The sequence below is a fragment of the Pseudoroseicyclus tamaricis genome (assembly GCF_012070395.1).
In the GTDB taxonomy this organism is placed as follows: Bacteria; Pseudomonadota; Alphaproteobacteria; order Rhodobacterales; family Rhodobacteraceae; genus Pseudoroseicyclus_A; species Pseudoroseicyclus_A tamaricis.
The window spans coordinates 115175-131438 of record NZ_JAAFYS010000004.1; the positions used below are offsets into that span (position 1 = coordinate 115175).

The following is a 16264-nucleotide window of genomic DNA, read 5'->3' on the forward strand; positions in this document are numbered from 1 at the left end:
AAAGCCGGTAAGCCTGTTCGCCTATCGTCCCGGCGATGCTTCTCGAGCCGGATTCGCCGATGACCTTCCTTCTCGTCCAGAATGGACCCTCCCGCCCCGCCGACGCGCCCGAGGCCCCGGCCCGAAACCGCGGCGATTCGGCCCGCGCGGCTGAGAGCGACACCGGCAGCGCCCGTGACCGCGCGGGCGAGCCCCGGACCGACGGCGGGAGCAAGGCGGAGGAAGCAGCCGGCTTCTCCGGCATCTATGACAGGACCGGCCGGGAGAGGGCTGCCGAGGACAAGGCGCGCGGCGACAGGGAAGGAGAGCGTCGGCCGCGCGAGACGGACGTTTCTCCGGAGACGCTCCTGCCAGAAGCTCTGCCAAAGAGTGCCGAAGGTGCCGTGCAGCCAATCGCCCGAGACGGGACGTCCTCGCAGGGGAAGATGGAGGAGCTGCCGCTCGTCATGGCCCCCACCGGCGCAGGCGAGAAAGGCGAGGTTACGCTGCCGGCCGAAGCTGACGGCGCTGCTGACAGGCTCGGCGTCGGCCCGCGTGGCACCTCCGCCCTCGGCACGATCCTCACCGCCCTCGCCAGCCGCGAGTCGACCGACGACTCTCCCCGCCTCCTCCATGCTGCCGCCCAGGCCAGCCCGGATGGCCAGCCGGCGCCCCCGCAACCGGAGGCACCGGCCACCCGGCTCGCCCGGGCGGATGCGATTCGCGCGGCGCTCTCCGGCCAGCCGGACACCGCTCCGGCGCCGGCTCCGGCCGCGACGCCGGCCCCGGCTGGCCAACTGCCCGGCGCGCAGCTTGCTCAGCCCCCGATCCCCGGCGCCGCCTCCCTCTCGCCCGAGATGGCTGGGGCCGGCGCGTCCCTCCGCGCCACGCCTTCCGAAGTCATCCCCGCGACGCCAGCCGCAGCCGCGGCCGCCATCGGGATGGCAGCGAGCCGCTCGGCCGATTCTCCGTCCAAAGCCGCGAATGCCTCGGCGGACGGGCCCGGCCTATCTCAGCTCTTGCAAGACGGGGATGCGCCTCGCGAGCCGCGTCTCTCGGCCGATCCTGCCGCTCGCACCGCGCAGGAAACCGCTGCACCCACGGCCTCTGCCCGAGCTGCGCAGACAGCCGCGGCGCCGCCGCCGGCCGTGCCCGCGTCAAGCAGCCTGCCCGAACCGCCGCTGCCACTGGCCCCCTCCGGCGCCGAGCCCGCGCCCGCCCCGTTCGCCGCCGTCGATGGCGGCACCGGCGCTCCCGGCTCCTCCCATGCGGCGACAGGACCCGCCGCCGCGCCTCAGGCAACGCCCGCCGCTGCGCGAGAGACGCTGGTGCAGGTCAGCGCCGCGCTGCCGCAGACGCCGGGCGAGCGGGTGGAGATCCGCCTCTCGCCGGAGGAGCTCGGCTCGCTGCGCATGGTCCTGCACAGCCACGAGGGGTCGCTCGTGCTGCAGATCAGCGCCGACCGGCAGGACACGGCCGACCTGCTGCGCCGCCACGCCGCCGACCTCGCCCGCGAGATGCAGGAGCTCGGCTACGACGAGGTGGCGCTCGACTTCACAACCACCGGCGAGGAGGCCGGCGACAGCCAGGCCGGTGGCGGGGAGGGCACCCCCACCACAGCCGCCCCGGCCGATCCCCTCCCGGCCCCCGCCGCGCCCCCGCCCACCGCCGCCGCGACCGGCGGGCTCGACCTGCGGCTTTGACGACAAAGGACCTGACATGGACATCTCCCCCGGCACCACAGCGCCCCCCTCCACCCCAGCCGGCATGCCTGTCGCCGCCGGCCAGTCGGACGGGCAGGCGGTCATCGCCTCCGATTTCAAGACGTTCCTCAACATGCTGACCACCCAGCTGCAGAACCAGGATCCGCTGGACCCGGTGGATGCCGACGACTTCGCCATGCAACTCGCCACCTTCTCCGGGGTCGAGCAGCAGGTGCTCACCAATGACCTGCTGACAGCGATGTCCGGCCAGCTGGCTCTCACCTCGATGGCTGACATGGCCGGCTGGGTCGGCGAGGAGGTGCGCGTCGCCGCCCCCGCCTGGTTCGACGGCGCGCCCATCACCGTCGCCCCCAACCCCGCCCTCGCGGCCGACCGGGTGGAGCTCGTGGTGACCGACGCCGAGGGCACGGAAGTGCAGCGGATGGAGATCCCCGTCTCCGCCGAGCCGGTCGAATGGGCCGGGGTCGACGAGACCGGCCAGCCCTTCCCGCCCGGCCAGTACAGCTTCGCGACAGTCTCCTACTCCGAGGGCGAGGTGCTGCTCTCCGAGATGGCGGAGGCCTATATCGAGGTGACAGAGGTGCGCGCCGAGGGCGGCGACATCCTGCTGCTCTTCGAAGGCGGCGCCGCCGCCCCCGCAAGCTCCGTCACCGGCCTGCGCGCCGCCACCTGATCTGGCCGGTAGCAGCGCCAGCCTCCCGCGCAGGGCAGCCTTGCTGCTCCCGTGGCTATCGCTGCTAATTGCTTATGACAAGTGCATCCGGGGTCGCTGCAGTCGGGGGCAGCGCCCCCTCTCCGCTCTACACCGCGACCCTCTCCGACATTCCAAAAGGATCGCCGGCGCGCCGGTAGGCGGTCGCCGTCGGCGATCCGTCCGTAGGGGCCGAACCACCGGTCAGACCATCCAGATCACCCAGACGGCCAGCGCGGTCACGCCGCCGCCGAGCAGGGCCCAGGCGAGGCGCTGGACGGAGTTCAGCGTTTCCGCCTCCTTCTCCGCCTTGCGGGTCCGGGCCAGAGCCTCCTCGGCGAGCTGAGGCAGGCGTGGGCCGAAGCGGGCGAGGACGCGGGCCGTCGCAGCCATGTCGCGCAGGAAGGCTTTCGGGCCGATGTTGTCCTTGATGTACTCCTCGACCACGGGCTTGGAGACCTGCCAGATGTTGATGTGCGGATCGAGCGAGCGCGTCACCCCCTCCACCACAACCATCGTCCGCTGCAGCAGGATAAGCTCCGTCCGCGTCTGCATGCCGAAGCGCTCGGTGACCTCGAAGAGGTAGGCCAGCAGGCGCCCCATGGAGATGTGGGAGGCGTCCATCCCGAAGATCGGCTCGCCGACGGCACGCAGCGCGCGGGCGAACTCGTCCACGTCGCGGTCGGGCGGCACGTAGCCGGCCTCGAAATGCACCTCCGCCACGCGGCGGTAGTCGCGCCGGATGAAGCCGAAGAGGATCTCCGCGTAGACCCGGCGGGTGTACTCGTCGATCCGCCCCATGATGCCGAAGTCGAAGGCGATCAGCGTGCCGTCCAGCGCCACCTTCAGGTTGCCCTGGTGCATGTCGCCGTGGAAGTAGCCGTCCCTCAGCGCGTGCAGGAGGAAGAGCTGCAGCACCCGCTGCGCCAGCTCGCGCCGGTCGATGCCCGCCGCGTCGAGCGCGTCGATATCGGCGGCGCCGATCCCCTCGGCCCAGCCCATCGTCATCACCCGGCGGCCCGAGGCATCCCACTTCACGTGGGGGATGCGGAACTTCGGGTCCTCCTCAGTATTGGCGGAGAACTCCGCCGCCGCGGCGCTTTCCAGCCGCAGGTCGAGCTCGGCGAAGAGCACGCTCTCGAAGTGATCGACCACGTCGGTCGGCCGCAGGCGGCGCACGCCCGGCATCAGGGCCTGGATCACCCGGGCGGCGAAGTGGAAGGCGTCAGTATCCTTGCGGCAGGCCCGCTCGATGCCGGGGCGCAGCACCTTGACCGCCACCTGCTCGCCCGTGCCGGCCATCCTCGCCTTGTGCACCTGCGCCAGAGAGGCCGCGGCGACGGGCTCGGAGAATTCGGAGAAGAGCTCCTCCACCGGGCGACCGATCTCCCGGGCGACGGCGGCGCGGGCCTGCGAGGTCGGGAAGGGGGGCAGCTTGTCCTGCAGGACACGCAGCTGGTAGGCGAGATCCTCCCCCACCACGTCGGGCCGGGTGGAGAGAATCTGCCCGAACTTGATGTAGGCCGGCCCCAAAACCGTCAGCGCCTGCGGCACCGGCGGCAGCGAGGGGTCGCCCTTGTAGCCGAGCCAGCGGAAGGGCCAGGCCAGCACGCGCAGGATCACGGCCACATGGGGCGGCGCCTGCACGGCCTGCAGCACCTCGGCCATCGCCCCCGAACGCTCCATCGTCGCGCCGGTGCGGATCAGCCGCAGGATGTTGTGCGGTCCCCGCACCCTCAGAGCTTCCAGCCGGAATGAAGCGCGGCGATCCCCATCGAGAGGTTGCGGTAGCGCGCCTGCTCGAAGCCGGCCGCCTCGACCATGCCGAGGAAGGTCTCCTGATCGGGGAAGCGACGGATCGATTCGACGAGGTACTGGTAGGAGGCGCGGTCCCCCGTCACCATCTGGCCCATGGGCGGGATGACGTTGAAGGAATAGGCATCATAGGCCTTCTGCGCCATCGGCACGGGGAGCTGGCTGAACTCCAGCACCATCAGCCGACCGCCGGGCTTCAGCACGCGGAAGGCCTCGTTGAGCGCCACCTGCGGATCGGTCACGTTCCGGATCCCGAAGGAGATCGTGTAGACGTCGAAGCTGGAATCCTCGAAGGGCAGCGCCATCGCGTCGCCCACCACCCAGTCGAGGCTGGCGGCCATCGCCTCCGCCTCGGCGCGGGTCTTGCCGGCCTCCAGCATCTCCGCGGTCATGTCGCAGACGACGGCGGTCGCCTGCGGCGCGCGCCCCAGGAAGCGGAAGGCGACGTCGCCCGTCCCCCCCGCCACGTCGAGCAGCCGCTGACCGTTCCGCGGGGCGAGCCAGTCCATCATCGCGGCCTTCCAGACACGGTGGATGCCGCCGCTCATCAGGTCGTTCATCAGGTCATAGCGGGAGGCGACGCTCTCGAAGACGCCGCGCACGCGCGCGGCCTTCTCCCCCTCGGGGATGTCCTCGTAGCCGAAATGGGTCTGCTTGTCGGTCATGTCCGGGGCCCTTCCGCTTCAACCATCTGGGGCTTACACCTGCACCTTCCAAGGAGAAAGGCCATGCCAGAACTGCCGGAAGTGGAGACGGTGCGCCGCGGCCTCGCCCCCGCGATGGAGGGGCAGCGGATCGCCGAGGCGCAGGTGCGCCGCGAGGGGCTGCGCTGGCCCTTCCCCGAACGGCTGGCCGAGAGGCTCGCCGGGCGGCGCGTGGAGCTGCTGGGACGGCGCTCGAAGTACATTCTCGCCGGGCTCGAGGGCGGGGAGACGATGATCCTGCATCTGGGCATGTCGGGGCGGATGACCATCTCCGGGCAGGCGCCGGGGAGCTTTCACCACGAGCGGGCGACGCCCGAGACCCACGACCATGTGATCCTCGACATGGAGAACGGCGCCCGCGTCGCGCTCAACGATGCCCGCCGCTTCGGAGCGCTCGACCTCTGGCCGACGGAGATGATCGAGACGCATCGGCTGCTCGCCGGCCTAGGGCCCGAGCCTTTGGGCAACGGGTTCGACGCCGCCTACCTCGCCGGTCGGCTGGAGGGCCGGAAGCTGCCGATCAAGGCGGCACTGATGGATCAAAAGATCGTCGCCGGCCTCGGCAACATCTATGTCTGCGAGGCGCTGCACCGCGCCCGGATTTCTCCCAAGCGCCCCTCCGGCGGCCTCTCCCGCGCCGCGGTCGACCGGCTGGTCACCGCCATCCGCGCCGTGCTGGTGGAGGCGATCGAGGCGGGCGGCTCCTCCATTTCCGACCACCGGCAGACGAGCGGAGAGCTCGGCTACTTCCAGCATACTTTCCGCGTCTACGGGCGGGAGGGGGAGCCCTGCCCGACCTGCGGGCGGCAGGTGCAGCGGCTGGTGCAATCGGGCCGCTCGACCTTCTGGTGCCCCGGCTGCCAGCATTGACACGGGCAGGCGCGGCCCGTCTGTGTCCACCAAAGCGAGAGAGGGGAGCCCCTGCATGGCCTACAAGCTGATCAAGGTCGACACGTCCGACGAGATCACCACCATCACCCTCAACCGGCCGGAGGCGATGAACGCCCTCTCCCGCGCCCTGCTGACCGAGCTCGGGCAGGCGCTGGAGGCGGCCGACAAGGCCGAGGACGTGCGGGTGATCATCGTCACCGGCTCCGAGAAGGCCTTCGCGGCCGGCGCCGACGTGGCCGAGATGGCGGAGATGGACTTCGCCGAGGCCTGGCTGGCCGATCTCTACGGGCCGGAGGCGCAGCGGCTGGCGCGCATCCGCAAGCCGGTGATCGCGGCGGTGGCCGGCTATTGCCTCGGCGGCGGCTGCGAGCTGGCGATGCTCTGCGACACGGTGATCGCGGCGGACACGGCGAAGTTCGGCCAGCCGGAGATCAACCTCGGCATCATCGCGGGAATGGGCGGCACCCAGCGCATGGCCCGCGCCATCGGCAAGGCCAAGACGATGGACCTGCACCTGACCGGCCGCATGATGGACGCCGAGGAGGCGGAGCGGGCCGGCCTCGTCTCCCGCGTCGTGCCGGCGCGAGAGCTGCTGGAGAAGGCCCGGGAGATGGCCGACAAGATCGCCGAGAAGTCGCAGATCTCCGCAATGGCGGCGAAGGAGGCGGTCAACGCCGCCTTCGAGACCTCCCTCGCCGAGGGGCTCCGGGTGGAGCGCAAGCTCTTCCTCTCCCTCTTCGCGACGGAGGATCAGGCGGAGGGGATGGAGGCCTTCCGCCAGAAGCGCGAGCCGCAGTTCCGCGACCGCTAGCGCGGGCTGATGCCGGGCGCGGAAACCATATGGTTTCCGTCTCCGATTTCCATATGGAAATCGGCCCCAGCGGGTCCGGGAAGAACAGCACAAGCCGATCGACCCGTAGGGTGGGTTTCCAACCCACCTTCCCCCTCTCCACTCCGCGCTCAGCCCGCAGGCGCAGGGCGAGCGCCGGCCCGTGGGGTGGCGCCCCGACGGTGCCGCTGTGCGCTTTATGCCAGCCAACCCCCTCCCCACTCCGAGCGAGGCACCAAGCCCAGCCAGAGCGCCAGCCCGCGGGACGGGCCGGCGCTCGCCCTGCGCCTTTGGCGCGCACCGGGCGGGGGAAAAGCTCCGGGCCGCGCCCCTGCCACCTTGGCTCCGCCCCCCGAACGCCCCATACACCCCCCGCACAACCGGGGCGAGGGCGATGGCGGAGGAGATCGAGGCACTGGTGGTCGGCGCCGGGCCGGCCGGGCTGATGGCGGCGGAGGAGCTGGCGGCGGCCGGGCTCTCCGTCACCGTTGCCGAGGCCATGCCCTCCCCCGCCCGCAAGCTGCTGATGGCCGGCAAATCCGGGCTGAACCTCACCAAGGACGAACCGGAGGAGGCCTTCCGCGCCGCCTACGGCCCCCTGCCCCCGGCCCTCTCCGCCGCCCTTTCCGCCTTCGGCCCGGCCGAAGCGATGGCCTGGGCGGAGGGGCTGGGGCAGCCGCTCTTCACCGGCTCCACCGGACGCGTCTTCCCGACCGCCATGAAAGCCTCGCCCCTCCTGCGCGCTTGGCTCGCCCGCCTCTCGGGCGCCGGGGTGACCCTCCGCCGCCGCTGGCGCTGGACCGGCTTCGACGGCCCGGCGCTCACCTTCAACACGCCGGAGGGCCCGGCACGCCTCGCCCCCCGCGTCACCGTTCTGGCGCTCGGCGGCGCCTCCTGGCGGCGGCTCGGCTCCGACGGGGCCTGGGCGTCCCGCTTCGATACCGACGTCGCGCCCTTCGCTCCCGCCAACGCAGGGCTGCGCGTCCACTGGTCCTCCCACATGGCGCCGCACTTCGGGCGGCCGGTGAAGGGGCTGCGCTTGACCGCCGGCGCGCTGGAGAGCCGGGGGGAGATCGTCCTCTCCGCCCAAGGCATCGAGGGCGGCGGCATCTACCCGCTCACCCCGGCCCTCCGCGCCGGTGCGCCCCTCCGTGTGGACCTGCTGCCGGACCTCGCGGAGGAGGAGATCCGCGCTCGGCTCGCCCGCCAGCCGCGCAAGCTGAGCACGCCCAACCGGCTCCGCCGCGCCCTTTCGCTGCCGCCGGAGAAGTTGGCGCTGCTCATGGAGTTCGCCCGCCCTTTGCCGGCAGACCTCGCGCCCCGCCTCAAGGCCCTGCCGCTGCGCCATTCGGGCCTCTGCCCGCTCGACGAGGCGATCTCCACCGCCGGCGGCCTGCGCTTCGCCGCGCTGGACGAGGGGCTGATGCTGCGCTCCCGGCCCGGCACCTTCGCCGCCGGCGAGATGCTCGACTGGGAGGCGCCGACGGGCGGCTACCTCATCACCGCCTGCCTCGCCACCGGCCGCCACGCGGGGCGCGCCGCCGCGGCCTTCGCCCGGCGCTGAGCCGCCCGCGCCGCCCGCCTGCACGCGTTGTTGCTTTCCAACCAGTCGCCGGATCGGTTAGGAGATGTAAAACACCTGGGGAGGCCCCGAGCACATGACCATGACTGGCCGCCTGCTGGCCGCCGCGAGCCTCGCCGCGCTCGGCGCCGCCTCCGGCCCCGCACAGGCAGACGAGGGGATCAGCTGGGCCCTCTACGGCACGCCCGGCATCATCGACACGCCCGTCGCCGCCATGCCGTCGTCCGGCACCATCTCGGGCACCTTTACCGGCTTTTCGGGGCAGATCCGCACGAATTTCAGCTTTCAGGTGGAAGACCGACTGAGCGTCGGCCTGCGCTACTCGACCTTCTTCGACTACTACACCAACCTCGATCAGAATAACCTCTACGACCGCAGCTTCGACATCGCCTACCAGCTGGTGCAGGAGAGCGAGTATGTCCCCGCCGTCACCGTCGGCCTGCGCGACTTCCTCGGCACCGGCATCCTCTCCAGCGAGTACGTCGTCGCCTCGAAGACCTTCGGCACGTCGGTCCGCGCCTCGGCCGGCCTCGGCTGGGGGCGGCTGGCGAGCGAGGGGGGCTTCGACAACCCGCTCGGCATCTTCGGCGACGACTTCGACACCCGGCCCCAGCAGGAGATCGGCCAGGGCGGCACCCTCTCCTACGAATCCTGGTTCCGGGGCCCGGCGGCGATCTTCGGCGGCGTGGAATGGGCGGCGACGGAAAAGCTGACCTTCAAGGCGGAGTATTCCTCCGACGGGTACGACCTGGAGCGCAGCCGCAACGAGTTCGGCTACAGCACGCCGCTGAACGTGGGCGTCGTCTGGTTCCCGCGGCCTGGCATCCAGCTGGCCTTCAACTACTTGCACGGCAACGAGCTGGCGCTGGCGGCGACGGTGCTGCTCAACGTCGAGGAGCGCCCGCTCCCCAGCGGCTTCGACTCGCCGCCGCCGCCGGTGCGGGTGCGCGGCGCCGATGCCGCCGCCTCCTGGCAGGGCGCCGTCACGCAGACGGAGCTGACGCCCCGGCTCAGCGCCGCCCTCGCAGAGGAGGGGCTGGAGCTGCGCGGGGTGGAGCTGGCGGGCGACAGGCTGCGCGTGCGTTACCACAACCCGCGCTACCGCGCCGAGGCGCAGGCCCTGGGACGCGTCGCCCGCATCCTCACCCGTGAGGCGCCGCCGCAGGTGGAGACCTTCGAGCTGGAGCCGGAATATTCCGGCATCGCCGTCTCCGGCGTCACCCTCTCCCGCTCCGACATCGAGGCGCTGGAGAATCGCGTCGGCGGGACGGATGCGATCTTCCAGCGCGGCACGCTCGGCCCTGCCGGGCCCAACGCCGGCCTGACGGAGGTGGAGGACCCCTCCCCCGCCTTCACCTGGGGCCTCGGCCCCTATGCTGGCTTCGTGCTCTTCGACAACGACGAGCCGCTGCAGGTGGAGCTCGGCCTGCAGGCCAAGGCCCGCTACGAGATCACGCCCAGCCTCGTCGCCTCCGGCGCCATGCGGCTGGCGCTGACGCCTTACCGCGAGGATCCAAAGCCGTCCGACTCCGTGCTGCCGCACGTGCGCTCCGACGGAGAGCTTTATGCCAATACCGGCAACCCGGGGATCGAGTATCTCACCCTCGCGTGGTACGGGCGCCCGGCGCCCGCGATCTACTCCCGCGTGACGCTCGGCTATCTCGAGCCGATGTTCGGCGGCGTCTCGGGCGAGCTGCTCTACGCGCCGCCCGACCAGCGCTGGGCCTTGGGCGCCGAGGTGAACTACGCCGTGCAGCGCGAGTACGAGCAGCTCTTCGGCTTCCGGGACTATGACATCGTCACGGGGCACGTCTCGGCCTATTACGATTTCGACTTCGGCTATCACGCCCAGGTCGATGCCGGCCGCTACCTCGCCGGCGACTGGGGGGCGACCTTCTCGCTCGACCGGGAATTCGAGAACGGCTGGAAGATCGGCGGTTACTTCACCTTCACCGATGTCTCCTTCGAGGAGTTCGGCGAAGGCTCCTTCGACAAGGGCGTGCGCATCACGGTGCCGCTCGACTACTTCACGGGCACGCCGACGCGCCAGACGCTCGACGCCAACATCGTCTCGCTCTCGCGCGACGGGGGCGCCAAGCTGGATATCGACGGGCGGCTCTACGAAACGGTGCGCGACGGGCACCTGAGCGACCTGCAAGACGGATGGGGACGGTTCTGGAGATGATGCGCAAGGCCCTGATCGCCGCCGCCCTGATGGCCCTGTCGTCCTGCGGGACGACGGGACAGCAGAGCCCTGTCCTCACCCTCGCCCGCGCCGCGATACCCGCGCTCGGCGCCGGCCCGCCGGGCGACCCCTCGGCGGCGCCCCCCGGCTTCAGCCCGCAGGAGGTGGCGGCGAACCCCGGCGCCTACTCGCTGATCACCATCCACGGGCTCTACCCCGCGGGCCTCGCGCGAATCGTCGAGGCCAGCGACGGGCGGGTGACCTACGAGAGCCAGTACCGCTTCTCGGCCGCCTATCGCGACGGGATCCTCGTCGGCACGCGCGGCCTCGCGGATGACCTGATGGCGGCCGACCCGGGCAACCTGCTGGCCGCGATTCGCGCCGGAGGTGGCACCACGCGCCGCGTTCACGAGACACTTTCGCCCCTCGATGAGATCGAGCGCACCAGCTTCGACTGCACTATCGGCGGAGGAGCGCTCGAGACGGTGAACCTCGGGCTCAAAGAAGTTCCCGCCCGCGGGTGGGAAGAAGAATGCCTGGGCGGCGGCCTGCAGTTCAAGAACAAGTACTGGCTTGATTCTGCTGGGGAAATCGTCGCGAGCCGTCAGTTCGTCTCCGAGACTGTTGCATATTTGCGCGAGAACTCGCTCTGATTTGCGGCCGGGCCTCCCGCTGGAGAGATGCGGGTTGAGTTTCAAGGTGCAGGCCGATATAGGGAATGTAACGCCTTGTTTATCAACTGGAGAAGTTAACATGCGCCTCAACAAGATCCTCGCTGCCGCTGCCATCGCGTCGACGGCTGCCGGGTCGGCCATGGCCGGCGGCTTTGCCCCCGTCGTGGAAGTTCCGGAAGTTGTCGTCATCGAAGAAGATGTCGCTGTCGGCGGCGGCTTCTCGCTCCCCGTCTGGGTCATCCCGGCCGCCGTGCTGACCGCGCTCGTCGCGATCGCCGCTGCCTCCGAGTCCGACGGCGAGTCCGACTAATCGACTTTCCCCAACGCGGGACAGTTACTGGAAACCGGCGGGCCCATGGCTCGCCGGTTTTCATTTGTGGGGTCCGCATCTGTGCGCTTTCGCTGGGCGCATGACGCGCCTCAGGCGCGGTCGCGCCCCATCATCGCAAGGCGGATGAGCAGCCGCTCGAAGAGGGACATGCCCGGCGCGCGGCTCGAAGAGCGGAGCGTCATGTCCGCCTCGATGAGCAGGCCGATGGCCGTCTCCAGCCGCACCTTCCCCCAGCGCCCGGCATAGCGGATCATCGCATCGCGCCGCGGCCCCCAGATGGGCGGCTTCGCCCGCCCGATGCCCTTGGCCGGCCCCTCCGGATCGCTCGCGGCCGCATGGAGCTGGCGGAAGTGGCGGAGCGCGGCGATGGAGAGGGCGACAGCACCGGTGCCCTGCGCCTCCAGCCGGCTGACGAGGCCCGGCACCGCCTCCGCCCGCCCCTCGCTCACCGCGGCCAGCAGCTCGTCGAGATCGGCCTCGGCGGAGAGGGGGGCGACGGCGGTGATGTCCTCCGGGCTGACGGGCGCCGAATCGCCGAACTTGTAGAGGCCGAGCTTCTCCATCGTCTGGCGAAAGTCCCCCGGCTCCAGCGCGCGGGCGAGATCGGCCAGATCGGCGCGCGCTTCGGGCGTCACATCGCGCAGGCCCGCCGCGGCGAGCATCTCGGAAATCTCCTCCGGCCCCGGCGGGTCGTCGTAGAGGGCGATGCAGGCGGCCGTTTTGGAGCCTTCGAAGAGCTTGCGGAGCGCCGAGCGGGCGGTGAGCTGGCCGGCGGTGACGACGATATGCGCGTCCCCCTCCGCCCGCGCCTCCAGCGCTGCCTTCACGACCGGGGCGAGGCCGTCGCCCGCCTCCTCCACCAGCGCCACGCGGGGGCCGGGAAAGAAGCCCTGCGAGCGCATGGCATCGTCGAGCATCGCGCCGTCCTTGCGCAGCTCGGCGGCCTGGATGCGGGTGAGGCGCATTTCCGCCTCCCCCTCCGGGCCGATGAGGGCGGCGACGAGGCGTTGGCGGGCATCGGCGACACGCATCGGGTCCGCCCCGTAGATCAGCGCGCCGGCGGTGCGGGGATCGGGCCGGGCGAGCCAGCCCCGTGCATCGCGGGTGGAGAGCTTCATGCCCCCTCGGGGCCGAGGCCCGGCAGGGCGATGGCCTCCGTCACGATCAGGTCGGCGAGCTGGCGGGAGAGGCGGGCGCGCGCATCCTCCTCCGCCGTGCGCACGGCGATGGTGGAGCCGCTGGAGGGCCAGGAGGTGAAGGTGGAGACGGTGCCGCCGCCGAGGCTCTCCCCCGAAGCATCCGTCAGCGCCCAGTCCGCCTCGCCCCGCAGGGCGCGGCGCACCACGTCACCGCCGGGCGACAGGGCCGCCTCGCGCGGGGTGAGGGCGAGCGTGACGGTGAGGCGGTAGCGGGGCGAATCGGCGAGGCCGAGTCGCTCCTGCAGGCGGGCGCGGAGGCGGTAGCCCTCGGGCGTCGCCGGGACCTCGTAGGCGGTCGCCGCAAAGAGCGCAGCGCCGGCGCCGCCGGGCGCGAAGGCGGGGGTGAAGCCGCAGCCCGCGAGGGCGGCGGCAGCCGGCAGGGCGAGAAGGAGGCCCCGCCTAGACCACGACATTGACGATGCGCCCCGGCACCACGATCAGCTTCTTCGGCGCGCCGCCGTTCAGCTGCTTCTGGACGGCCTCATGCGCCAGCACCAGCGCCTCGATCTCCGCCTTGGCCATCTCCTTCGGCACGGTGATCTCGGCCCGGCGCTTGCCGTTGACCTGGATGGGCAGGGTGACGCTGTCATCAACCAGCAGGCTCTCGTCCACCTGAGGCCAGGGCGCGCCGGTGACGAGGCCCTCGCCGCCGAGCTCGGCCCAGATCTCCTCCGCCAGGTGCGGGGTGAGGGGCGACATGAGCTGCGCCAGAGCGCGGCACGCCTCCGTCTTCGCCCCGCGGGAGGCTGGGCTTTTCGCGAGCGTGGCGGTGAAGCCGTAGAGCTTGGCGATGGCGGCGTTGAAGCCGAAACTCTCGAAGCCCATCGTCACGTCGTGGATGGTGCGGTGGAGCGCCTTGGCCAGCTCCTCGTCGGCCCCTTGCGGCGCCGCCTCGGGCGCCTCGCCCAGCTCGGAGACGATGCGCCAGACGCGTGCGAGGTGCTTCTGCGCCGCCTCGGCGCCCGAGGCCGTCCACTCCACGTCACGCTCGGGCGGGCTGTCGGAGAGGACGAACCAGCGGGCGGTGTCGGCGCCGTAGCGGGCGACGATATCGTCCGGGTCCACCACGTTGCGCTTCGACTTCGACATCTTGGCGGAGGGGACGACCTCCACCTCCTGCCCCGTCTCGCGCAGCACGGCACGCTCGCCTTGCGTCTCCACCTCCTCGGGGAAGTGGTAGACGGCGCGGCCATCGGCGCCGGCGCTCTTGTAGATGGCGTGGGTGACCATGCCTTGCGTGAAGAGGGCGTTGAACGGCTCGATGGCGCTGGCCGGCAGGTGGCCGGTCTTGTGCATCGCCCGGGCGAAGAAGCGCGAGTAGAGCAGGTGCAGGATCGCGTGCTCGATGCCGCCGATATACTGGTCGACGTTCATCCAGTAGGCGGCTGCGTCCAGATCCGTCGGCGTCTCCGCGCGGGGTGCGGTGAAGCGGGCGTAGTACCAGGACGAATCGACGAAGGTGTCCATCGTGTCCGTCTCGCGCCGCGCCGGGGCGCCGCAGCTTGGGCAGGCGCAGTCGCGCCACGTGGGGTGCCGGTCGAGCGGGTTGCCGGGCACGTCGAAGCTCACGTCATCCGGCAGGCGGATGGGCAGGTTCTCCTTGCGCTCCGGCACGACACCGCAGCTCTCGCAATGGACGACCGGGATCGGGCAGCCCCAGTAGCGCTGGCGGGAGAGGCCCCAGTCGCGCAGGCGGTACTGGGTGACGCCTTTCCCCCAGCCACCCTGCTCGGCGACGGCGATGGTGGCGTCTATGGCCTCCTGCCCCGTTGCGACATCGAGGCCGGCGAAGTGCTTCACCCATTTGACCGGCTCTGTCTTGGGCGGCACGTAGGCCTCGTCCGTCACCGGGGCGTGGCCCTCCAGCGCGGTGAAGGTCTCCACCACCGGCAGGTCGTACTTGCGGCAGAAGTCGAGGTCGCGCTGGTCATGAGCGGGGCAGCCGAAGATGGCGCCGGTGCCGTAATCCATCAGGATGAAGTTGGCGATCCAGACCGGCAGCTGCCAGTCCGGGTCCAAGGGATGCGTCACCGTGAGGCCGGTGTCGAAGCCCAGCTTTTCCCCCGTCTCCAGCGCCTCTTCCGTCGTGCCGCCCTTTCTGGCCTCGGCGCAGAAGGCGGCGACCTCCGGCCGGGCCTCCGCCAGCTGCTTGGCCAGCGGATGGTCCGGCGAGATGCCGACGAAGCTGGCGCCCATCAGCGTGTCCGGCCGGGTGGTGTAGACCTCGATCTGCCCCTGCCCGTCCGTCCGCTGAAAGCCCATGCGCAGGCCGCGGCTCTTGCCGATCCAGTTGGCCTGCATCAGCTTCACCTTGGCGGGCCAGTCGTCGAGGCTGTCGATCGCGTCCAGCAGCTCTTCCGAATAGGCGGAGATCTTGAAGAACCACTGCGTCAGCTCGCGCCGCTCGACCTCGGCGCCCGAGCGCCAGCCGCGCCCGTTCTCCACCTGCTCGTTGGCGAGCACGGTCATGTCGACCGGGTCCCAGTTCACCACGGCGTTCTTGCGGTAGACGAGGCCGGCCTCGAGCATGTCGAGGAAGAGCGCCTGCTGCTGGCCGTAATACTCCGGGTCGCAGGTGGCGAACTCGCGGGACCAGTCCAGCGACCAGCCGAGCGGCTTCATCTGCGCCTTCATGTCTGCGATGTTCTGGTAGGTCCATTCCTTGGGGTGCCCGCCGGAGGCCATGGCGGCGTTCTCCGCCGGCATTCCGAAGGCGTCCCAGCCCATCGGGTGCAGAACGTTGAAGCCGCGCGCCATCTTGTAGCGCGCGATGACGTCGCCCATCGTGTAGTTGCGCACGTGGCCCATGTGGATGCGCCCCGAGGGGTAGGGGAACATCTCGAGCACGTAGTACTTCGGCTGTTCCGACCGTTCGGCGCGGAAGGTACCGGCCTCGTCCCAGGCGGCCTGCCATTTCGGCTCGATCTCACTCGGCGCATAGCGCGACATCGGCATGTCCTCTTCGGTCCCGCGGGCGGGTCTTGTGGTGCTAGCGTCTTAGCGGGGTTCCGCTGCCGGGGCCAGAGCGGCCCTCGGAGGGCGCCGTCAGAGAGCGCCGTCGGCGACGCGGAGCTGGCGGGCGCGGGTGAGGATGGCATCCTCGATGGCCACCTGCGTCTCCGCCGCGACCGGGCCGGAGCTCGTGGCCAGCGCGACGTTGAGCGAGCGCGCGTCGAGCGCCGGGTCCTGGATATGGACGGTCGCCCGGTAGGCGGTGCTGCCGCCGGGGGGAACGCCGTAGCCGAAGACGATGACGCCGGTGAAGGGATCGACGCTCTCGATCGGCAGGAAGGACAGGACGTCGAGCGACGCGGACCAGAGGTAGCGGTTGACGGCGACACGCTCCGCCCCCGGCGTCCGCACGGCCTGGGTGACCGCAGCCGGCTGCCCGCCGGAGCCGCCGAACAGCGCACAGCCGGAGAGGGTGAGCGCCGCCGCAAGCAGCGCTGCCGCTTTCGCGCCTGCACTCATGCCCGCCTTCAAGGATGCCGCCCCGCTCATACTGCCCCAAGCCTGCCGTTTTCTTTCGCGATTTGTCTACCGAAGCGCTGCCGGTGTCACAAGAACCAATGGCCGGCACGCCCTGCGGCGGAGCGGCCCCTCGCCGACGTCGTCTCAGTGGCGGATGCCGGCAGAGGCACAAAACGGCAAACGGGCCGG

General features: G+C 71.0%; 14 protein-coding genes. 8 read left to right on the plus strand and 6 right to left on the minus strand.

Annotation, left to right across the window (positions count from 1 at the left end; genetic code table 11):
• Positions 1-59: 59 nt before the first annotated feature.
• Positions 60-1682, plus strand: a complete 1623-nt coding sequence (fliK, locus tag GY170_RS16395; protein ID WP_163895618.1) for a flagellar hook-length control protein FliK — start codon at positions 60-62, stop codon at positions 1680-1682.
• Between the two features lie 16 nt (positions 1683-1698).
• Positions 1699-2376, plus strand: a complete 678-nt coding sequence (locus GY170_RS16400; RefSeq protein ID WP_163895620.1) for a flagellar hook capping FlgD N-terminal domain-containing protein — start codon at positions 1699-1701, stop codon at positions 2374-2376.
• A 222-nt stretch (positions 2377-2598) separates the two neighbouring features.
• Here GY170_RS16400 and ubiB read toward each other — a convergent pair whose 3' ends face one another.
• Positions 2599-4128 carry a 2-polyprenylphenol 6-hydroxylase gene (gene ubiB, locus GY170_RS16405; protein ID WP_163895622.1) on the minus strand — a complete coding sequence of 510 codons (1530 nt, stop codon included), beginning with the start codon at positions 4126-4128 and terminating at the stop codon, positions 2599-2601.
• A gap of 2 nt (positions 4129-4130) precedes the next feature.
• Complete coding sequence (ubiE, locus tag GY170_RS16410) at positions 4131-4874, minus strand: bifunctional demethylmenaquinone methyltransferase/2-methoxy-6-polyprenyl-1,4-benzoquinol methylase UbiE (protein ID WP_163895625.1); 744 nt, start codon at positions 4872-4874, stop codon at positions 4131-4133.
• Between the two features lie 63 nt (positions 4875-4937).
• Here ubiE and mutM point away from each other — a divergent pair, with 63 nt between their 5' ends.
• The 6 genes from mutM (at position 4938) to GY170_RS16440 (ending at position 11384) form a co-directional block, all read left to right on the plus strand.
• Positions 4938-5783 carry a bifunctional DNA-formamidopyrimidine glycosylase/DNA-(apurinic or apyrimidinic site) lyase gene (gene mutM, locus GY170_RS16415; RefSeq protein ID WP_163895627.1) on the plus strand — a complete coding sequence of 282 codons (846 nt, stop codon included), beginning with the start codon at positions 4938-4940 and terminating at the stop codon, positions 5781-5783.
• Positions 5784-5838: 55 nt separating this feature from the next.
• Positions 5839-6615, plus strand: a complete 777-nt coding sequence (locus GY170_RS16420; RefSeq protein WP_163895629.1) for an enoyl-CoA hydratase-related protein — start codon at positions 5839-5841, stop codon at positions 6613-6615.
• Between the two features lie 412 nt (positions 6616-7027).
• A complete protein-coding gene (locus GY170_RS16425; RefSeq protein ID WP_163895630.1) occupies positions 7028-8197 on the plus strand; it encodes a TIGR03862 family flavoprotein in 1170 nt (389 codons plus the stop codon).
• Between the two features lie 94 nt (positions 8198-8291).
• Positions 8292-10400, plus strand: a complete 2109-nt coding sequence (locus GY170_RS16430) for a YjbH domain-containing protein (RefSeq protein WP_235924231.1) — start codon at positions 8292-8294, stop codon at positions 10398-10400.
• Positions 10379-11053, plus strand: coding sequence for a YjbF family lipoprotein (locus GY170_RS16435; protein ID WP_167803330.1), 675 nt, complete (start codon positions 10379-10381; stop codon positions 11051-11053). The genes GY170_RS16430 and GY170_RS16435 overlap by 22 nt, the downstream gene beginning before the upstream one ends.
• A 100-nt stretch (positions 11054-11153) precedes the next feature.
• Positions 11154-11384: a hypothetical protein gene (locus tag GY170_RS16440; protein ID WP_163895634.1), complete on the plus strand. Its 231-nt coding sequence runs from the start codon at positions 11154-11156 to the stop codon at positions 11382-11384.
• 110 nt (positions 11385-11494) lie between these two features.
• Here the strand turns inward: GY170_RS16440 and holA are convergent, their stop codons facing one another.
• The 4 genes from holA to GY170_RS16460 form a co-directional block, all read right to left on the minus strand.
• On the minus strand, positions 11495-12523 hold the full coding sequence (gene holA / locus GY170_RS16445) for a DNA polymerase III subunit delta (protein WP_163895636.1): 1029 nt from the start codon (positions 12521-12523) through the stop codon (positions 11495-11497).
• A complete protein-coding gene (gene lptE / locus GY170_RS16450) occupies positions 12520-13017 on the minus strand; it encodes an LPS assembly lipoprotein LptE (protein ID WP_163895638.1) in 498 nt (165 codons plus the stop codon). The genes holA and lptE overlap by 4 nt, the downstream gene beginning before the upstream one ends.
• Positions 13004-15553, minus strand: a complete 2550-nt coding sequence (gene leuS / locus GY170_RS16455) for a leucine--tRNA ligase (protein ID WP_163895640.1) — start codon at positions 15551-15553, stop codon at positions 13004-13006. The genes lptE and leuS overlap by 14 nt, the downstream gene beginning before the upstream one ends.
• Before the next feature lie 96 nt (positions 15554-15649).
• Positions 15650-16075: a DUF3576 domain-containing protein gene (locus GY170_RS16460; protein ID WP_203531362.1), complete on the minus strand. Its 426-nt coding sequence runs from the start codon at positions 16073-16075 to the stop codon at positions 15650-15652.
• Between the last annotated feature and the right edge of the window lie 189 nt (positions 16076-16264).

Excerpts from the sequence above, each read along its gene's own strand:
- fliK (WP_163895618.1), top strand. The coding sequence starts at position 60 with ATGACCTTCCTTCTCGTCCAGAATGGACCCTCCCGCCCCGCCGACGCG.
- GY170_RS16400 (WP_163895620.1), top strand. The coding sequence starts at position 1,699 with ATGGACATCTCCCCCGGCACCACAGCGCCCCCCTCCACCCCAGCCGGC.
- ubiE (WP_163895625.1), bottom strand. The coding sequence starts at position 4,874 with ATGACCGACAAGCAGACCCATTTCGGCTACGAGGACATCCCCGAGGGG.
- mutM (WP_163895627.1), top strand. The coding sequence starts at position 4,938 with ATGCCAGAACTGCCGGAAGTGGAGACGGTGCGCCGCGGCCTCGCCCCC.
- GY170_RS16420 (WP_163895629.1), top strand. The coding sequence starts at position 5,839 with ATGGCCTACAAGCTGATCAAGGTCGACACGTCCGACGAGATCACCACC.
- GY170_RS16425 (WP_163895630.1), top strand. The coding sequence starts at position 7,028 with ATGGCGGAGGAGATCGAGGCACTGGTGGTCGGCGCCGGGCCGGCCGGG.
- GY170_RS16430 (WP_235924231.1), top strand. The coding sequence starts at position 8,292 with ATGACCATGACTGGCCGCCTGCTGGCCGCCGCGAGCCTCGCCGCGCTC.
- GY170_RS16435 (WP_167803330.1), top strand. The coding sequence starts at position 10,379 with ATGGGGACGGTTCTGGAGATGATGCGCAAGGCCCTGATCGCCGCCGCC.
- GY170_RS16440 (WP_163895634.1), top strand. The coding sequence starts at position 11,154 with ATGCGCCTCAACAAGATCCTCGCTGCCGCTGCCATCGCGTCGACGGCT.
- holA (WP_163895636.1), bottom strand. The coding sequence starts at position 12,523 with ATGAAGCTCTCCACCCGCGATGCACGGGGCTGGCTCGCCCGGCCCGAT.
- lptE (WP_163895638.1), bottom strand. The coding sequence starts at position 13,017 with ATGTCGTGGTCTAGGCGGGGCCTCCTTCTCGCCCTGCCGGCTGCCGCC.
- leuS (WP_163895640.1), bottom strand. The coding sequence starts at position 15,553 with ATGTCGCGCTATGCGCCGAGTGAGATCGAGCCGAAATGGCAGGCCGCC.
- GY170_RS16460 (WP_203531362.1), bottom strand. The coding sequence starts at position 16,075 with ATGAGTGCAGGCGCGAAAGCGGCAGCGCTGCTTGCGGCGGCGCTCACC.